Here is a 19,512-nt window from a genome sequence, read left to right as displayed (position 1 = left end):
CAATTAAATAAAGCTGTATCAATTATGCCTGATAAGCCTTGTTGTCGTTATACCTCCCCCGATGGCCATCAGTGCCAAGAACCAGACATGGGCACTGGTTTTTGTTTTTGGCATGATAAAAAATTTGATAAGTCAGGCCTCGAACTCACACAAAAACTTGAGCGTTACGCTAAAAAAGGCGGGTTACTACAAGGGTTAGAATTAAAAAGAGCCAACTTAGCCGGGCTAAACTTAATAAAGCATGATGATGAAGAAGGCTTTAATCTTTCATACAGTAACTTTTACCGCACAAACTTAACTGGCGCACATTTATTTAATAATAAAATAGCGCATGCATCACTTATGAAGGCAAACCTCTATGAGGCTAGTCTTCACTGCTGCAATTTACAACATACCAACTTATTGGGTGTAAAGCTCAGTAACACCCGCATTGACAATATTGACTTAGGCGATCAGTTACTGCAAGAGCAGCAAGCAACTGCAGCCGAAAACCAACAAAACAATAAAGATGCACAGGATCTTTTCCAGCAGTGCGAAGAAATTTATCGTAATCTGCGTAAAGCCTCAGAACAGCAAGGTTTGTTTGAACTGGCTGGTAACTTTACCTTTAAAGAGTTACGAATGCGCCACCAGCAATACCCTAAACATTCACTAAAACGCTTAACGTCTAGCTTTATTAATATGCTTTGTGGTTATGGTGAAAAGCCACAAAACGTGATCCGTTTTAGCCTATCATTAATTGTTAGTTGCGCTCTGTGTTATTTTATTTTTGGTGTGAACCATAACGACACGCTGATGCGTTTTGATTTATCGGCAGCATTTGATGCCAATTTATCGGCCTTTTTAAATAGTTTTTATTTTAGTGTCGTGACTTTCACAACTCTTGGGTACGGTGATATCACTCCTACCGGATTTTCCCGAGTAGTTGCAGCGATTGAAGCTTTTTGTGGGAGCTTTTCACTGGCGCTGTTTGTGGTAGTTTTTGTTAAGCGGATGACACGATAATTATAAAAAAACAAACTGTAATTTTAGTTATTAATAGTGCTACAATTATAACCAATAATACTTAGTAACCTGATTCTATTGGTGTTTTACTTTTGTTAATTTAGGGTTATTTTAAAGATAACAAAAGCCCACATAAATATGTAATTAATTATTCCTATGAATACACTTCACAGTCATTACTTTCACTGATTGTAAAGTTTTGAGATTGAGCCACTATGCTGTCAGCTTTTTTTATCACCGACCACGATCCTAGCCTTATTATTAATGGCGTTTATGACCCATTACTGGTTATTTTATCACTATTCACGGCTATTTTTTCAGCTTATTTTGCAGCGTTATTAATAGACCTTGCAAAAGCGACTCGATTTCATAATTACCAAAAACTTGCTAATTCAACGGCAGCTTTAGTTCTTTCTGGCGGTATTTGGAGCATGCACTTTATTGGCATGCTAGCGTTCTCATTATGCACAAATATAAGCTATGATCCTGCATTGACTTTTTTATCTTTTATTCCTGCATTTTTAGCGTGTTGGACTGCAATATCAATGTTGGTCAGAAGTGATAAAGCAATGTTGCAACTTATTGTTCCATCTATTTTACTTGGAGCAGGAATTGGAACGATGCACTACAGTGGCATGGCAGCCATGGAGTTAAGTCCATTACTACGTTATGACCCTTTAACTTTTGCTCTATCGATCATTGTAGCTGTCGCTTTAGCTTATATATCCTTGTATATACGCTTTAATGTTAATAAGTTTTTCTCAGGGCTAAGTGAAGTACAAACTCGACTAATTAGTGCAATAATATTGGGTTTTGCAGTTGCTGGTATGCATTACATGGGCATGCTTGCGACGCGTTTTGTTGCCGTAACTCCGATTCTCAATGACAATCAAGAGTCTGAACTAACCTTGATTGCTATTAGCGTTGTATTTTCTACAATCATCCTCACCGCAATTGTGGCTATTATAAATGGCATAGTTCGTTATCGTATGTTACTTGAGGATAAAACAAGTAACGAGTCTCGCTTGCAGGCCATTCTTTCAACAGCCATCGACGGTATTATCACTATTGATCACAAAGGTCATATTTTAAGTTTCAACAACGCAGCCGAACTCATTTTTGGCTGGAATAAGCAAGATGTTATAGGTAACAATGTCAAAATGCTAATGGCCGATGATATTGCTGAACAACATGATGGTTATCTATCAAAAGCAGGACATATTGATTTTGGTACTGTCATTGGTGTTAACCGTGATGTATTGGCAAAGCACAAAGATGGCCACTTATTCCCTATCCGCCTTGGTGTTGGTGAAGTGGAACAACCTGGCCAAGAACCACTCTATGTTGGGTTTATCACCGACTTAACCGAGCAACGTAAACTACAACAAAACTTGATAAATAAAGAGCAACAATACCGTTCTTTAATGGACAACATGCCCGGGGTTGTTTTTCGTTGCCAAATAAACGAAAAATGGAGCATGATGTTTATCAGCCCTAATATCAATGAAATGACGGGTTATATGCCTAATGAGTTTATAAATAAAAATATCGAATACGGCGATTTACTATTCAAAGATGATATACCGCATATAAACAAAGCTGTTGAGCAAGCGATTGCTAAAAAGAGCACTACTCTATTGAATACAGAGTGCGTCACCGTAACGGCAAACTTGTGTGGATACTTGAAAAGGGCAGTTTTGAATTTAATAAACAAGGCCAAGCAATTTGGATTGATGGCTTTTTAGTTGATATAAGTGAACGACGCGAGTACGAAGACAAGCTAAAACTGGCCAAAGTTGCAGCAGAGGAAGCTGCACAAGCTAAACAATCATTTATGGCCAACATGAGTCATGAGATTCGCACTCCTATGAACTCAATTATTGGTTTTAGTGATCTGCTGATGGATACGCCTCTCGATCAAGAGCAACAAAAGCACTTAGTAACTGTTAATAATGCCGCGCGGTCACTGCTGAGGTTATTAAACGAGATACTTGACTCTGCCAAACTTGAAAAAGGAAAGTTAACCATAGAGCCTGTGCATTTTAACTTGCAACCTGTGCTCGACAGTATCATTTCAACCTTTTGGTTAGAGGCCAAGAAAAAAGACCTTGAAGTAACGTTAACAATTAAAGAGTCTGTCCATAAAGCTTATTATGGCGACCCCGATAGAATTCGCCAAGTACTAACAAACTTAATTGGCAATGCGATTAAATTTACCGAGCAAGGTTCTATCCACGTCACAATCAGCACAACACAAAATAATCATCTGTTTTTTGAAGTGCAGGACACGGGAATTGGTATTGCACCAGAGCGCACCAAAGCTATTTTTCAGCCATTTGAGCAAGCGGATGGCACCACAACACGTCGTTTTGGCGGTACCGGGCTTGGTACTACGATTAGTAAACAGCTAGTTGAACTTATGGGTGGTACTATCAGCCTAGTAAGTGAAGAAAACAAAGGTAGCTGTTTCTTTTTCTCGCTTCCTTTAGAGCCAGGTGATGAAAACCTAATTAACTACTTTGACGGTTTACATACGCAATTACCAGCGCTGCGTATATTAGTTGTTGATGATATTGAACAAAATGTAGAGCTGCTTCGTTTATTACTTTCTCGTGATGAGCATAAAGTCAGCACGGCGAGTAATGGTTTTGAAGCTTTAGAAATTTTTGAGCAGCAAGACTTTGATGTCATTTTGATGGACATTCATATGCCACAGTGCGATGGCATAACTGCAACCCAAAAAATACGTGAAATTGAACAACATAGACAGCTAAAGAACACCCCAATTATCGCCCTGACAGCGAGCGTTTTACAGCAAGATAAATTAACCGCTAAAAAAGCCGGCATGAATGGCTTTACTAACAAGCCCGTTGATATTAATCAGCTCAATCAAGAAATTGCTCAAGTGCTTGGCTATGGCCTAAAAAAAGAAGTACTTATAGAACAAAAAGACCCAAAAGCAAAACACATTGATTTTGAAAGAGGGCGTCAACTGTGGGGCACTAAGTGCAAGCAAATCACAGAAATTCAGCGCTTTCTTGACCAGCAAAAAACGCTTTGTGATGCCCTTTTTACAGGCGGGCTTAAGGCCTTAGATGATGCTCAAAGTAACCTGCACACATTAAAAGGGCTAGCAGGTAACTTAGGCTTACCAACTATGATGGCACTATTTTCAGAGCTTGAAAATGCACAATCATCACAATTACAAACTAAGCTAATCTCGCAACTCGAAGTTGAACTAACAGCGGTAAGCTTATTACTCGCCGAGAAAACCTTAGCCTGTAAACCAGCTATAATAGAAGGCAATTCTGAGCAAACAAGTGCACTTTCTATCAATGAATTCAAACTACTTTGCGAGCAACTGTATAAAGACGCTGAGAATGCAGAGCTCAATGATGAACTTTTAGATAAGATAAAAAGTCATACACCTGAAACTTACCAAACCGATATCGAAAATTTAGTTGAATACTTCGACCAATTTGATTTTGATGCGGCACAAGATAGCTTAGTATCTTTAATTGAGCTGTTGAATAAAACAGAGCAAATGGAGGGCCAATGATGGATATCAACGCCGAACGACCACGCATATTAATAGTTGATGATGAGCCTGCTAACCTTAAAGTAATGCGTGAGGTATTAAGTAACCAATACCGCTTATCGTTTGCAAAATCAGGGGAAGCCGCCCTTGCGCTTATCAATAAAGAGCCCCCAAAACTCATTTTGCTCGATATTATGATGCCCGATATGAATGGCTTTGAAGTATGTAAACGGTTAAAAGAAAACCCAACAACACAGCATATTCCGATTATTTTTGTTACAGCCCTTGCCGATGAAAGCGATGAATTTAAAGGCTTTGAAATAGGAGCTGTTGACTACATCACAAAACCAATTAGCCCCGCAATTGTTCGCTCTAGGGTTAAAACACACCTATCACTAGTACAAGCTGAGCAACTCAAGCTCGCTCATGTTGATTTGGTACATCGCCTTGGGCAGGCTGCTGAATATAAAGACACTGATACCGGTGAACATATTGTTCGAATGAGTAAGTACAGCAAAATTTTGGCGTTAGCCTATGGAATGAATGAGCACAATGCAGAGCTTCTCAAACAAGCCGCCCCAATGCATGATATAGGTAAGATTGGTATTCCGGATGCAATTTTATTAAAGCCAGGCAAGCTCACACCGGATGAATTCGATTACATGAAACAGCATGCTGAAATAGGTGCTAAGATCTTAGCAAACTCCTCGTCACCGTTATTGCAACTCGCTTATATTCTAGCCATGGAACATCATGAGAAATGGGACGGCACGGGTTACCCGAAAGGCTTACAAGCAGAAGAAATATCAATAGAAGGCCGGATTGTTGCTATAGCTGATGTATTTGATGCACTTACCTCTAAACGCCCTTACAAAAAAGCATGGAGTGTTGATGCAGCACTCTCGCACATGCGTGAACAAGCAGGTAAACACTTTGATCCACAGCTTATCGCTCTTTTTGAAGGCCAGTTTGATGCCATTATGAAAGTCTACTCAGCCTATCAAGATTGATTTATCGATAGATTGGCTAATATGGCTGTAATCATGAGAGGTTATCTCATGATTATTGCCGCTGTTATCTTTAAAATACATAGAAAACGTCACACCGTGATCAGCAACAATAGTTTTGATTTTATGTGATTCAAAATGACTCAGCCAAGTAATAAATTGCTCACCTGTTGCACCAAACGCAACCCCTTTACTGACACCTGCGCGTTCAAACAATGCTAACCGTGTTGTTGCAGCGTCGTCTTCGAGCGTGAGCGGGCCTTTGCCCTCATTCCAAAAGGCAAGCTCAGGCACAATATTAAAACCGAGCACCTCTTTGTACCATATAACAGCTTCGGCCAAGCTTTCTACATTAAGATGGCAATGATCTATACCCGATAATAAAGGCATGGCCATATTACTCACCTACTTCTGACTTTAATTGCTCGATAAATGCGAGCATATATTCAGTGCGACGCTGAGCTTCAGCTTTAGCTGACGGTGTATTCATACTTTTGGCGACATGAAGTAGCTTGATAAAAAAATGATCAAGCGTATAGAGTTTGTCGTCTGCATCGCGGCCTTGGCAAAAAGGGTCTTTTGGGTGATATAAATGGCGACTTATTGAGCCTCCTACCTTCATACAGCGGCTAATACCAATTGCGCCTAATGCATCCATTCTGTCTGCATCTTGAACAATTTGTGCTTCAACTGTTTGCACTTTTATATTGGCACTGAAGCTATGAGCTGCAATAGCATGATGAATTGCATCGAAGTAACTCTCGTCATAGCCAATAGAAGTTAAAAAAGGTAATCGCTTTATCTGCGGCCATGGTTGAAGCTTTTGCACGATCAGGATGATTTTTTGCCACTGCAACACAATCGTGTAACCATGCTGCAGGGAGTACCACGGCCATCTCGGCCTGCTCTGCAATACATAATTGTTTGGCTACTCTCACAACTCGTTCAATATGCGTTATATCATGCGCTACATCGGCACAAATAAGTGACGAAATAAAACCCCGACATTCATTTTCAAGTTCTTGTAGTGACGCTGATAACGCTATTTGCTGTTCCATAAATTTCGCTGTTTCAATGTAAAACAATATATTACGGCTACTTTACCGCGGTTATAGGTCGTTGTGCAAAACATTCATTGTATGTTCGACCCTGCTTTACTAAAATAGCCGCTAATTAATCTGTCATGAGTATGCCAATGTCATCTGCTATTTACCTGCAAGCTGGTCGCGAAAAGTCGTTAAAAAGAAAACATCCATGGTTATTTTCTAAAGCCATAAAAAAATGAAGGGTAAACCGGGTCTAGGTGACACTGTTACTATTCACGATAACGAAGGTAAGTTTTTAGCAACTGCGGCATATAGTCCACATTCACAAATTCGTGCACGTGTTTGGAGTTTTGATGAAAAAGAGGTTATCGACCAAAACTTTTTCGAACGTCGTTTACGTCGCGCTTTGCAAGCCCGAGCCCAAGTTATTGAAGAAGGTGGTTTAACAGGGTTTCGTTTATGTGCCGCTGAGTCTGACTTTTTTACCAGGCGTAACCATTGATAAGTTTGACAATGTACTAGTCTGTCAGCTATTAAGTGCCGGTGCCGAGCGCCACAAAGGTGAAATTGTTGCTGCACTTATTAGTATTTTCCCGGGTTGTGATGTATACGAACCGCTCTGACGTTGATGTACGAAACAAAGAAGGGCTAGAGCCAACAACTGGTGTGCTGTGGGGCAATAAACCTCAGCAGCCAGTATTAATAGAAGAAAACGGCTTAAAACTTGAGGTTGATATCATCGAAGGCCATAAGACAGGATTTTACCTTGATCAGCGTGATAGCCGCGCTGCGCTAGAGCGCTTTTCTAAAGATAAAAAAGTACTTAACTGCTTTAGTTATACCGGTACTTTTTCACTTTACGCATTACGTGGAGGCTGTGAGCATGTTACTAATGTTGATGTATCTCAGCCTGCTCTAGATACAGCTAAACGCAATGTTGAACATAACAACCTTGATTTAAATAAAGTCGACTTTGTAAAACAAGATGTTTTTAAATTATTACGTCAATACCGTGAAGAGGGTGTTTTATTCGACACTATCGTGATGGATCCACCAAAGTTTGCAGATAACAAAGCACAACTTACTGGCGCGTGCCGTGGTTACAAAGATATCAACATGATTGCCATGCAAATACTTAAACCCGGTGGCACATTACTTACATTCTCGTGCTCAGGCTTAATGGAACAAAACCTATTTCAGAAAGTGGTTGCCGATGCTGCCCTTGATGCAGGTAAAGATCTATTGATTATGGAACGTTTAAATCAAGCAGCAGATCACCCTATTGCAGGTAGTTATCCAGAAGGTTTTTACCTTAAAGGGTTAATTTGTAAAGTGTACTAAGGTTTAAAACCTAATTAAACTGCATAATCTCAAGCCCTGCGGTGATCGTGCCATCCTCTTCTTTAGAAGCACGTATCACCTTCGCTGTTGCATCTAACGGTGCAATCGCAGGGCTTGTTGAATCAATATTTACTTTTACTATTGTACCAACTTCTAATAAATCATCTAAATGCAAGGATAAACCTGTAGCACTTAAATCAACACACAGTGCTTCATATTGCTGGTTTGCTATTGGCTCGAGCGTAATTAACGTCGCCTTAGCATTAATTTGCATCCGTCTAAAATTGCGCTGGTCTTCATTAAACATAGTTGCTCCTAGACAACGGTATTTATTTTATCAAGTAACCCAACCACTGAAAACGGCTTGATAACATAGGCATCGCACCCTGCTTCAAATCCAGCTTGTTGTTCTTGTTCTGATTCTAAGCCTGACACCATAACAACAGGAATGTTATTCGTCTCTGGGGTGTTTTTTAGCATTCTACATGTATCGTAACCATCTAGCCCTGGCATACACACATCCAACAGAATAACATCCGGTGGGTTAGCAATGGCTGATGCTAAACAACTTTGCCCTGAATCGGCATAGCTTAACTCAAAGCTATTTGTTAGAGCTGCTTTGAGCATTTCAAAGTTAAAGTACTCATCATCGACAATAAGTAGACTTAACTGTTTATTTGCGGTTGTACGCATAGTAAGTGTCAGTTCCTTCTTTATTATTCCAATTTAGTCACATTCTTTTAATGCATTTAAAACCCGTTTAGCTGAAATAGGATAAGGCGTGCCTAGGGTTTGCGCAAAAAGCGATACGCGAAGCTCCTGTTGCATCCAAAAAATATCAATCAACGCCTGCGGTACTGGTAATCCCGGCGCTACTTTTTTAAGCTGTTTTTGATATTCTTGTGCGACCTTGTCTAATTCTAGTACACATAATCTGTCACGATTTGGGTCTACTGGCAACTTTTCTAAGCGTTTTTCTATGGCTTTTAGATAACGAATTAAGTCTCCTAGTTTTTCTGCGCCATGAGAAGAGACAAAACCTTTAAACACCAGCGACTCTAGTTGGCTTTTTATATCGCCATGTGCGGTGATCATGGTTAAGTCCACTCGCCCTTTCATTTTTTATGTAAAGCGTGCGCAATACTTAGCACTTGCTCAACTTGCGTTGCTATAACAACAACGGTATCACCTAGTTCACCACGTACTTGTTCTTTTACTTGCTCAAATGCTTGCTCGGTTCTCACATCACCTAAGCTTTTAAGTAAGCTGTCTACGCCTGCGGCAATACAATCATCGATTAAATCAGCCACTTTACCAAATGGGTTAAAGTAAAGGCCGAGCTTGGCTTTATTAGGCAAATTTTGTTGTAAATATTTTATTGGCGAAGGTACATTTAATAACACCAAACGGCGTAGCCCTTGCTGGTGTGCTGCGTGTGCTTTGATTTCATTGTCAAATAACTCAACTGCGGTAGATGATTTTTTATCCACCAGCGCGGGATACGCTTTAATTTCGTACTGGCCTTGTTTTTTCACATATGAAGCGGGAAGCTTACCAAAATCCCACTGCGTTAAATCTGCTTTTTCAATTCCTTTATCAGCTACTTTAGACAGTGTTTGCGTTACTTTACCTTGTAGCTGCGCTTTTAGCTTAGCTAAGTCCATACCACGCGCAAGCAGAGTATTTTTATCATCACGCACTTCAAACTGAAAGCGTAAATGAGTCGCGAGGGTTGATAAATCCCATGCATCAGGCTCAACGCGCACCCCCGTCATACGTAACAACTGATGACTGAGTGCCTCAATAAAGTTACCTTGCATTGGCGTAATGGCTGCAAGCACAGCGTCGGCGTAATTTGGAGCTGGAACAAAGTTACGACGTAACGACTTAGGCAATGACTTAATTAAACCCGTAATGAGTTCATGACGAAATGCCGGAATGTGCCAATCAAAACCTGTTTCTTCAACCTGATTTAGTAAAGCGACGGGTATTTGCACCGCAACACCATCGACGGCTTGGCCTGGATCAAAATGATAACTCAACGGCAGCATTAAATTGTTTTGCTGCCAAACATCTGGATAATCAAACTCGGTGACACTGTCAGCACCGTGTTGCATTAAATCATCACGGGTCATATGTAAAAAGCGCTTATCTTGCTGCTTTTTGGTTTTGTACCACTTAGTGAATGCCGCACGGTTATTTATATCTTGCGGGATTTTTTTATCGTAAAATTCATAAAGCGTTTGCTCATCAACGAGTATGTCGCGGCGGCGGCTTTTGTTCTCAAGCGTTTGAATATCTTCTATCAGCTCACGGTTAAACTGTAAAAACCCTTCATTTTGACCCAACTCTTGTTCGACCAAGGCACTGCGAATAAATAGCTCACGGCTCACTTTTGGGTCAATATTGCTATACACACAACGGCGTTTAGAGACAATAATCAGTCCATAAAGCACTTGTTGCTCAAACGCGATAACAGCGCCCGGCTTTTTCTCCCAATGGGGTTCACTGTAGCTACGTTTAACTAAATGTTGCGCAAACGGTTCAACCCAATCAAGATTAATTTTAGCGTTGATGCGCGCATAAAGCTTACTGGTTTCAACCAGCTCCGCCGACATAATCCATTTAGGGCTCTTTTTTAAATAACCCTGAACCTGGAAAAATATGAAACTGACTATTGCGTGCACCTTTATACAACTGCTTTTCGTCTTTAAAACCAATATGGCTTAGCATACCGCTCAATAACGCTTGGTGAATTTTATCGCCGTCAGCTACATTTGTAGTGGCTTTCATTCCCATTTCGTTACAAACCGTGCTTAATTGATAAACAATGTCTTGCCACTCACGGATGCGCATATACGCCAGCATGTCTTTTTGGCAAAGCTTTCTAAACTGACTGTTACTGAGCTCACTTTGCTGCTCTTCTAAATAATTCCACAAGTTTAAAAACGCAATAAAATCGGAATCTGGGTCGTCAAAACGCCCATGCTTTTCATTCGCTGCAGCGCGTTTTTCTTGCGGGCGCTCACGAGGGTCTTGAATAGACAGCGCTGCAACAATAATAATCACTTCGCGCAGTGCACCAAGCTTTTGCGCAGTCAGTACCATTTTTGCTAAACGCGGGTCTACTGGGAGTCTGCTTAAATCCATTCCCGATTTAGTTAATCGTGTTTCTTGATGGCGATTGCTAGGTTTAACCGCTTCGAGCTCTTCGAGTAGAGTTAAACCATCATTAATATTGCGACTATCCGGTGCTTGTACAAATGGGAAGTTAGCCATATCGCCCAAGCCTAAGCCAAGCATTTTTAAAATAACCGAGGCTAAGTTAGTACGCAGTATTTCAGGGTCAGTGAACTCAGGGCGCGAATTAAAATCGTCTTCGCTATATAAACGGATACAAATACCGGCTTCAACACGGCCACAACGCCCTTTACGCTGGTTCGCGCTAGCCTGTGAAATCGGTTCAATAGGCAAGCGCTGTACTTTGGTGCGGTAACTGTAGCGACTGATGCGCGCAGTACCCGGGTCAATAACATAGCGAATGCCCGGTACCGTTAAAGAGGTTTCAGCTACGTTGGTCGATAAAATAATATGGCGACGGCTGTGCGGGGCAAAAATACGGTTTTGCTCAGCATTTGATAGTCGAGAATACAGCGGCAGTACATCGGCTCCCTTAAGGTTACGTTTACTAAGTGCGTCGGCGGTATCACGAATTTCCCGTTCGCCATTTAAAAAGATCAAAATATCGCCTGGGCCCTCTTGGCATAACTCATCAACTGCATCAAAAATGCCTTGTAGTTGATCGCCCTCTGCTTCCATATCGTCTTTATCAATTTCAACTAACGGTCTGTAACGGACATCAACGGGGAAAGTGCGCCCTGATACTTCAATAATGGGTGCATCATTAAAATGTTTTGAAAAACGCTCAGGATCAATCGTCGCAGAGGTAATAATAACTTTTAAATCGGGTCGTTTTGGTAATAGGTTTTTTAAATAACCTAAAATAAAATCGATATTAAGGCTACGCTCGTGAGCTTCATCAATAATGATAGTGTCGTATTGATTTAAGAAACGGTCTTGTTGAATTTCGGCCAATAAAATACCGTCAGTCATCAGCTTGATATAACTGTTATTTGATACTTGGTCGCTAAAGCGAATTTTAAAACCCACCTGTTGACCAAGTTCGCATTGCATTTCACTGGCAATACGATCAGCAACGCTGCGCGCTGCTAAACGCCTAGGTTGGGTGTGACCAATATAGCCATCAACGCCACGACCAAGCTCTAAACACATTTTAGGTATTTGAGTTGTTTTACCTGAGCCTGTTTCGCCAGCGATGATAACCACTTGGTTGTTCGCAATAGCTTCTTTAATGTCGCCTTTTTTCTGACTAACCGGAAGTTGCTCTGGGTATGTTACCTTTGGTAACTGAGCTAAACGAACCTCACGCAACTGTTGGCTACGTGTTATATCTGCGGTTATTTTTTCAATAACAGCCGCTTGTTTTGATTCATCAGATATTTTTTTTATGCCATGAAGGCGCTTTTTAAAGATGAATTGATCTTTTCTTAAACACGTTTTGAGTTCACCAAACAATTGACCTAGGTTTACCACCCGCGACTTCCTTAATAATTTTGAATAAAGACACCCAATTGTATCAAACTTTGCAGCAATATAAATTTTATCTGTGAGTGCCTATTTTGGCTAAGACTGTGAACAAGCAATGCTATGTTTGACGCTTATTAGAGAGATATAGTTATTGATGAACAGATTGATTCAAACACTGTGCTTGGTGCATTGTGTGTTATAGGCGGTACTATGTTGGTTATAGGTGTTCTACCAAGGAAGTTAGCGCTATATTGGCCTAAGAAAACCCAATAACAAAAAGGCGCATTGAATAATGCGCCTTTGATGTTCATTGGGCAGAACAGTGTTATTTAAAGTGCAGTAAAGACTTCGTCAGTTTTGGCAGCACAAATAAAATCGTTTTTATGAAGGCCTTTAATAGAATGACTCCACCAAGTAACCGTCACTTTGCCCCATTCAGTTAATAGACCTGGGTGATGACCTTCGTCTTCAGCCATATCACCAACTTTATTGGTAAAGGCAATAGCTTGTTTAAAGTTTTTAAATTTATAAACACGCTCTAACTGCATAATGCCATCGCGTACTTCTGGCACCCAATCCGGGATCATTTTAATTAGTTCTGCTAGCTCTTCATCTGACACTTTTGGAGCATCTACATGACAGGCTTCACACTTTTGTGCGCTTAGTGATGACATTTTGAATCCTTAACTTGCTATTTTTTCTTTAGGAGGAAATTTTGGGTCATGTAACCCTAATTCTTTTGCTTGCTCAACTATCGCCATAATATCCAACTGTGAAATATCAAATAAATCATGGATAGAATTTATGGTGTAGTACAAAGGCTGCATTATATCAATGCGGTACGGTGTGCGTAATACATCAAGCACATTCATTGGGTTAATTTCTGGCGTGTCAGAGTAAACGTATTGTGTCTCGCCAGGGCTTGATAAAATCCCACCGCCGTAAATACGTAAGCCATCTTCAGTTTGCATTAACCCAAACTCAACAGTAAACCAATACATACGCGCCAGATAAACTCTGTCTTTCTTTTGCGCCGCATAACCTAATTGGCCATATTTATGAGTGAATTCAGCGAAGTCAGGGTTAGTGAGCATGGCACAATGGCCAAATATTTCATGGAAAATATCAGGCTCTTGTAAATAGTCAAACTCTTCGCGGGTACGAATAAAAGTAGCAACGGGAAATTGCTTATTCGCTAATAAACGGAAAAACTCATCAAAGTCAATCAAGGCAGGTACTGGGGCTACTTGCCAACCAGTGGTTGCTAACAACACTTCGTTTAACTCGCTTAACTGCGGGATGCGATCATGGGGAAGGTTTATTTTTTTTAGTCCTTCCATGTATTCATTACACGCTTTTCCTTCGATGCATTTTAATTGACGGGCAACGAGTTCTGACCATATTTTGTTTTCTTCATCGCTCCAATGAATCACCCCACTTTCATCAGGTGTTCTAGAGGTGTACTTACTTGCTTTAGCCATAATTACCTTCTTGGTGTTAAACCGAATATCGGTATCAACGTGTTACCCAGATACTAAGCAAATGTAAGGCAAAGTTTAATAGCTGGGTTCATATCAGCTAATGCCGCCAACACCAATATCGTAAAGATAAAATTACACACATAAACAATAATATTTACACCCTCGCAATTAAAGGCTTTAAAGCCAATAATTTCGTAAAAATATAATTACACCCTATGCGATTTGAGTGAATGCATGGTTAAGATCGTTAATTATATCGTTAACATCTTCAAGCCCAACAGATAACCTAATTAAACCATCGCTAATACCCGCAGCCGCTCTTTCCTCTGGCGTATAGGGCGAATGAGTCATTGACGCGGGGTGCTGTATCAATGTTTCAGCATCACCTAAGCTCACCGCCAATGTACAAAGCTTGGTACTATTAATAAATTGCTCACCATCTTTTAGGCTGCCTTTGACCTCAAATGCGATAACCCCACCAGCAGCTTTCATTTGCGTGCCAATAAACTTATTACCCGGGTGAGACTGCAAACCTGGGTAATAAACAGTATTAACATGAGGATGTTGCTCTAAAAATTCAGCTATAGTTTGCGCGCTTTCACAATGGCGCTGCATTCTTATTGCTAATGTTTTTAGACCACGGTTTATTAGCCAAGCATCATGGGGGCTAATCGTTGCACCAATGTCTTTAAGTACCGTCATTTTGATTAAGTTGATATGCTCATCGGAGCCACACACTAAACCTGCCACAACATCACCATGGCCGTTTAAGTATTTTGTTGCGCTGTGGACAATTAAATCAATGCCATAATCGGTTGGTTTTTGCAGCAGCGGGGTTAAAAAAGTATTGTCGATAACGCTAATAAGCTGGTGCTGTTTGGCAACATCACTGATCAAATCTAAATCCATCACTGCCATTGTTGGGTTAATCGGGGTTTCTGCAAAAATCATTTTTGAATTTGGTTTTATTGCCTCACGTAATGCTTGCTCATTGGTCATATCAACAAAGCTTACCTCAATTCCCCAGCGCGGTAGCATGTGAGCAAAAAAAGCAAATGTGCAGCCATACAAAGCACTCGATGCAACAAGGTGATCGCCTTGTGATAAAAAGCTCAACACCGATGCTGACACGGCCCCCATTCCGGTGGCTGTGGCCGCAGCGGCTTCACAGTTTTCAAGTTGAGCAACCTTTTGCTCAAGCTCAGTGGTCGTTGGGTTACCTAAACGGGTATAAATATAACCAGGCTCTTCCCCTGCAAATCGAGCTGCACCTTGGGCTGCATCGGTAAAGTGGAAAGTAGAGGTTTGGTATAAAGGCGATGTTAAAGCGCCATGTGGGTCGTTCGCTTTTTTTGGCCCATGAATACATTGACTGTCGATGTGGAGTTTGTTCATTGTTTGATCTTTTTTGATTATTATTAATATGATAATCAAAGCGTATCAGCTAGTAGATAACAAGCATGCCGGATGCACAGATGGCTATTCAGTGTTAAGCACCTAATAGCCACTGTACAGATATGTTGTCAGTCTGTTTTATCGTTTTGCTCTGGGCTGGCTTTTCTTCGTGACACTATTTTGCTGGCAATAAGCTGGGCGGTGCCTTTAAGCAAGCTGCGTTTATGCTCTAGGCGAGGTAGCGGACGGCTCAATTCCATGGCTTTATAACCAATACGTGCGGTAAATATGCCAGCACTTAAACCTTGCGCCGCACGACCAGACAGCTTACCCAGTAACTCAGCGCTAAGTGCGGTGGCCGCTAAATCAGAGACCAGCTCTGCACTACCGACAAACATCACCTGCTTTATCAACATTCTATAAAGCTTAATACGGCTTGCATATCCAAAGCCAATGCCATAAATGCGCCCTATTTGCTCTATTAATTTAGTGCCGCGCCAAAGCACGGCCATCATATCAACTAATGCAAGCGGGCTAAGTGCCACCAGCAAGCCTGACTCTGTCGCAAAACGGTTAATTAATTTTTTTTGCTTGAGTATCTTGTGCGACTAATAAGCTATCAGCGTACAAGGTCATGATTTCTTTATCGGTATGGTGCGTTGCAACACTTGCTTTAAATTCAGCAAACCCTGTTAACTGCTGATGCTTATTGAGTCTTTCAAGCCAAGGTAATGCACCACCCACTTGTTCTGAATTAAGTAACCTATCGGCTTCGTGACGGTGTAATTGATTGCGCTTTAAACTGCGCAACATACGGTATTCACGCCATAGCAAGCGGCCAATTAGCAAAAAGCCAGTAACAACGGCAATCGAATAAACAGTGCCTAAAATAATGGACTGTTGAAATGCAACCACTAATGAAAATGCAAATTCCATCAGCACTAACGTTAAAAAAGCTGACAACGAATAAGCCCTTTAGGGTTTGCCATTTAGATTTTTTATAAACCGGTGCTAAGTCAATATCGTCTTCTAACTCAGGCTCTTGCTCTGCTTGGTGATCAAATTCACCGTGCTCTACAACCTTTGCAGTAACCAAGTTTAATTCAGGATCGGCCATCGGCTGCTCTGACTCAATACGCCTTCCCGCTTGAAATGAAGTTGATTCACTCATGTAAGTTTATCTCCTAATAGGTACTGCATAACATGATCTAACCGAATATGCTTTAACTGTTTATCAGGGCAAGGCATAGGTGAGAATGACAAAAACTCAAACCCATTTGCAGGCCACTCTGCTTTAGTCAACATGCGTGATGGTGGCTGTGGTGGTAAGTAGGTCAACCATTGCTGCTCATTTAATGGTTTGCCATAAATACAATTTAGGGGTTTGCCTTGCTCAGTAATTTTTCGAGGTTGCGTCGCCGCGATAGAAGACATCGCGATGGTCTCTACTTTCACCCCATCAAACTTTAGATGATTTGCTTGCTCATGCACCAATGAATCAAGTAGTAAGGCTAAGTCTTTATGGTGTTCACCACTGATATGATCTGATTTATTAGCCGCAAACAATAATTTATCTATATTGGGTTTGAACAAACGCTTGATGAAGCTATTTTCACCATAATTAAAATGCGCTAGTAGTTGCCCAATAACAGCGCTTTGCTCATGCAGCGTCTCAGGCCCTTCATTTAATGCGCTCAGTACATCCACCAGCACAATCTGACGGTCAAAATGACGAAAATGCTGGGTATAAAATGGTTTTACCACTTCTTTTACATAGGCATTAAAACGCTTTTGTAGATGTGCCAAGTTTGAACCAGGTATTACTTCAGAGTCATATTCGGCCACAGGAAAAAACAACAAAAGTGGCGCCCCTTGCAATTCACCGGGCATCAACATGCGTCCAGGCTGGAGCATCGCAAGCTTAGTGTCTTTTTTTTAATCCCACTAGCAAGCTTTGATAGAGTTTGGCAAGTTCACTCAATGCGTGCTCATCGACAGGTGCATTCAAATCAAGGCTATTAAGTGCGGATAAAAAATCTTGTGCCTTATCAATACGAGGCGACTGCACTAGTAACGCGTATTGTTGCTCACACCACTGCTGGTAGCTTTGCTCAAGCATCGGTAAATCGAGCAACCATTCACCCGGGTAGTCAATAATATCAAGGTATAATGTTGATTGTGGTGCAATGTGCGAGCGTAAACCCGAGCCACTTTGGTATTTAATAGCCAAGCGTAAGGTATTTATGCGTTCAGTTGAGGCAGGCCACATAGGTTCGCCATCATGAGGCAGTAATGCCCCTAACGCATTTTGATAAGCAAACGTTGGAATAGTAAGCGCTTGCTGCGGCACTACCTTAGTGGCTATATGGCGTTTTTGCTGCATTACATCAAAAAAAGGTAAGTTTTTATCGTCGGCTTGGCTGGTCAAATGTTTAACAAGCGCAGTAATAAATGCTGTTTTACCGCTACCACTTAAGCCTGTTACGGCAAGCTTTACATGTTGATCTAAACTGCGGTGGACCGCTTTTTCAGCTTTCCCTTTGAGTTTATTTAACGCTTTTTTAGCAGATGAAGTGTTTATCATAATGAGTGAGCACTTTATCTACTTACTTTACGAGTCTGATAAAGTGCTATTAAATCCTTTACAGCTTATTGATTTCACGGCTAACCGTAAACTCTGTTGAAGTAACGTAACGTTCCATCTCTTGTAAGCGAGAATCTACACGGCCTAAACGATCTTTGAGATCTTGCAACGCGCGACGTGGTGGCTCACCTTTTTGCCATACTTTAAATTTTACTTCAAGTGGGTCTTCATGCTGTGTTGCATAAGAGCTTGCCGGTGAGTTTGCAGGCTTTTTATCTAAAATAAACCATGCTGCAATATAGGCAACTACAAATAAAGGACCGCCGGCTAATAAAACTGCGGTGACAAAAATAATTCTGACTAACCACAATTCCATATTAAAATAATCACTGAGTCCTGCACATACACCGGCAATTTTGCCTCGTACTGGGTCTCTTAACAGTTCGCGTTTAGTATTCATACCTTACGTCTCCACTGTGGGGCCTCTTGATCAAGTAGTGCTTCTAGTGTTTCTACTCGGTCTGCCATTTTATCTGCTTTTTGCGCAAGCTCTAATAACTGGCGGTGTTCATGTTCACTCAAGCCTTGGCTTACCTGCTTTTTGCTACGATAATGTAAAATTAACCAAAGTGGCGCCACCACAATCATGAAAATGATAATTGGGGCAACCAACACATCTGCGTCAATCATAACCTTCTCCTGCACAATCCGTTTATTTGTTTAAGCATAGGGGGAATGCTCCCCCTTAATTATTATGTTTTATTTATCTGCAAGCTTCTTTTTAAGCGCTGCTAATTCGTCATCAATCTTTTCATTTTGCTGTAAATCAGCAATTTCGTCAGATAATGACTTTTTACCTAAGTCGTACGATTCTACTTGAGATTCTAGACCATCAATTTTAGTTTCGTAACGCTCAAAGCGATTTAATGCATCTTCAACTTTAGAGCTATCTAATGCCTTTTTCACTTCAAGGCGCGACTCAGCCGAGCGTTGACGTAAGATAATTGCTTTTTGACGTGCTTTAGCGTCAGCTAGTTTATCTTGTAATGTGCTCACTTCTTGTTGCAGTTTCTCGATGTGAGACTCAACATGAGTCAGTTCATCTTCAACGGCGGCGACAGCGTCTGCTGATTTTTGCTTTTCAAGCAATGCGGCACGTGCTAGGTCGTCACGATCTTTACTCAGTGCCAACTCTGCTTTTTCTTGCCACTCTGAAACTTGTGCTTTTAATGTATCAACGCGACGTACTAACTCTTTTTTCTCAGCGAGTGTTTTAGCTGATGTTGAACGAACTTCAACTAACGTGTCTTCCATTTCTTGAATGATAAGACGAACCATTTTTTCAGGATCTTCTGCTTTATCCAAAATGGCATTGATATTAGAATTAACAATGTCTGCAAAACGTGAAAAAATTCCCATAACATTTACCTCTGTGATGTTTAACTTAATTGGTCTGCACTCACTGTTACAATATGCTTGCCAACTTTATAAAACATAAAATACAGTA

The 19,512-nt window shown here is 40.9% G+C and carries 11 protein-coding genes and 6 pseudogenes; 4 read left to right on the top strand and 13 right to left on the bottom strand.

Features of this window, described 5'->3' with window-relative positions:
- The first annotated feature begins 24 nt into the window (after positions 1-24).
- The 3 genes and pseudogenes from ACU8V8_RS04175 (at position 25) to ACU8V8_RS04165 (ending at position 5,553) form a co-directional block, all read left to right on the top strand.
- The gene (locus tag ACU8V8_RS04175) at positions 25-1,005 is read left to right on the top strand and encodes an ion channel (protein ID WP_446888932.1); all 981 of its coding nucleotides are present in this window, start codon (positions 25-27) and stop codon (positions 1,003-1,005) included.
- 215 nt (positions 1,006-1,220) lie between these two features.
- A pseudogene (locus tag ACU8V8_RS04170) lies at positions 1,221-4,564 on the top strand (MHYT domain-containing protein).
- Complete coding sequence (locus ACU8V8_RS04165) at positions 4,564-5,553, top strand: response regulator (RefSeq protein ID WP_446889580.1); 990 nt, start codon at positions 4,564-4,566, stop codon at positions 5,551-5,553. Before ACU8V8_RS04170 ends, ACU8V8_RS04165 begins: the two are co-directional and overlap by 1 nt.
- Here the strand turns inward: ACU8V8_RS04165 and ACU8V8_RS04160 are convergent.
- Positions 5,536-5,955 (bottom strand): VOC family protein, encoded by a 420-nt coding sequence (locus ACU8V8_RS04160; RefSeq protein ID WP_446888931.1) that lies wholly within the window; start codon positions 5,953-5,955, stop codon positions 5,536-5,538. The genes ACU8V8_RS04165 and ACU8V8_RS04160 overlap by 18 nt on opposite strands.
- Positions 5,948-6,608, bottom strand: a pseudogene (locus ACU8V8_RS04155) (HD domain-containing protein). Before ACU8V8_RS04155 ends, ACU8V8_RS04160 begins: the two are co-directional and overlap by 8 nt.
- 137 nt (positions 6,609-6,745) lie before the next feature.
- Here ACU8V8_RS04155 and ACU8V8_RS04150 point away from each other — a divergent pair.
- Positions 6,746-7,937, top strand: a pseudogene (locus ACU8V8_RS04150) (class I SAM-dependent methyltransferase).
- Positions 7,938-7,947: 10 nt separating this feature from the next.
- Here the strand turns inward: ACU8V8_RS04150 and ACU8V8_RS04145 are convergent.
- The 11 genes and pseudogenes from ACU8V8_RS04145 to pspA all read right to left on the bottom strand — a co-directional run bounded on the left by ACU8V8_RS04145 (position 7,948) and on the right by pspA (position 19,424).
- Entirely contained in the window at positions 7,948-8,244 is a 297-nt protein-coding gene (locus ACU8V8_RS04145; RefSeq protein ID WP_446888930.1) for a PilZ domain-containing protein, read from the bottom strand.
- Positions 8,245-8,252: 8 nt separating this feature from the next.
- Entirely contained in the window at positions 8,253-8,630 is a 378-nt protein-coding gene (locus tag ACU8V8_RS04140; protein WP_290209627.1) for a response regulator, read from the bottom strand.
- A 33-nt stretch (positions 8,631-8,663) separates the two neighbouring features.
- Positions 8,664-12,551, bottom strand: a pseudogene (gene hrpA / locus ACU8V8_RS04135) (ATP-dependent RNA helicase HrpA).
- A 323-nt stretch (positions 12,552-12,874) separates the two neighbouring features.
- Positions 12,875-13,219, bottom strand: coding sequence for a 4a-hydroxytetrahydrobiopterin dehydratase (locus ACU8V8_RS04130; RefSeq protein WP_446888929.1), 345 nt, complete (start codon positions 13,217-13,219; stop codon positions 12,875-12,877).
- Positions 13,220-13,228: 9 nt separating this feature from the next.
- On the bottom strand, positions 13,229-14,026 hold the full coding sequence (gene phhA / locus ACU8V8_RS04125; RefSeq protein ID WP_446888928.1) for a phenylalanine 4-monooxygenase: 798 nt from the start codon (positions 14,024-14,026) through the stop codon (positions 13,229-13,231).
- 213 nt (positions 14,027-14,239) lie between these two features.
- Positions 14,240-15,421, bottom strand: a complete 1,182-nt coding sequence (megL, locus tag ACU8V8_RS04120; protein ID WP_446888927.1) for a methionine gamma-lyase — start codon at positions 15,419-15,421, stop codon at positions 14,240-14,242.
- Between the two features lie 128 nt (positions 15,422-15,549).
- A pseudogene (locus tag ACU8V8_RS04115) lies at positions 15,550-16,592 on the bottom strand (TIGR01620 family protein).
- A pseudogene (locus ACU8V8_RS04110) lies at positions 16,589-18,005 on the bottom strand (YcjX family protein). The pseudogenes ACU8V8_RS04115 and ACU8V8_RS04110 overlap by 4 nt, the downstream one beginning before the upstream one ends.
- A gap of 58 nt (positions 18,006-18,063) precedes the next feature.
- Complete coding sequence (pspC, locus tag ACU8V8_RS04105) at positions 18,064-18,465, bottom strand: envelope stress response membrane protein PspC (RefSeq protein WP_087530777.1); 402 nt, start codon at positions 18,463-18,465, stop codon at positions 18,064-18,066.
- Positions 18,462-18,695, bottom strand: coding sequence for an envelope stress response membrane protein PspB (gene pspB / locus ACU8V8_RS04100; RefSeq protein ID WP_099296101.1), 234 nt, complete (start codon positions 18,693-18,695; stop codon positions 18,462-18,464). The genes pspC and pspB overlap by 4 nt, the downstream gene beginning before the upstream one ends.
- 69 nt (positions 18,696-18,764) lie before the next feature.
- The gene (gene pspA / locus ACU8V8_RS04095) at positions 18,765-19,424 is read right to left on the bottom strand and encodes a phage shock protein PspA (protein WP_446888926.1); all 660 of its coding nucleotides are present in this window, start codon (positions 19,422-19,424) and stop codon (positions 18,765-18,767) included.
- Positions 19,425-19,512 lie beyond the last annotated feature (88 nt).

The sequence above is a fragment of the Pseudoalteromonas sp. SaAl2 genome (genome assembly GCF_052947895.1).
Note: the sequence above shows the minus strand (reverse complement) of the source record. Positions and strands in the feature narration are given on the sequence as shown.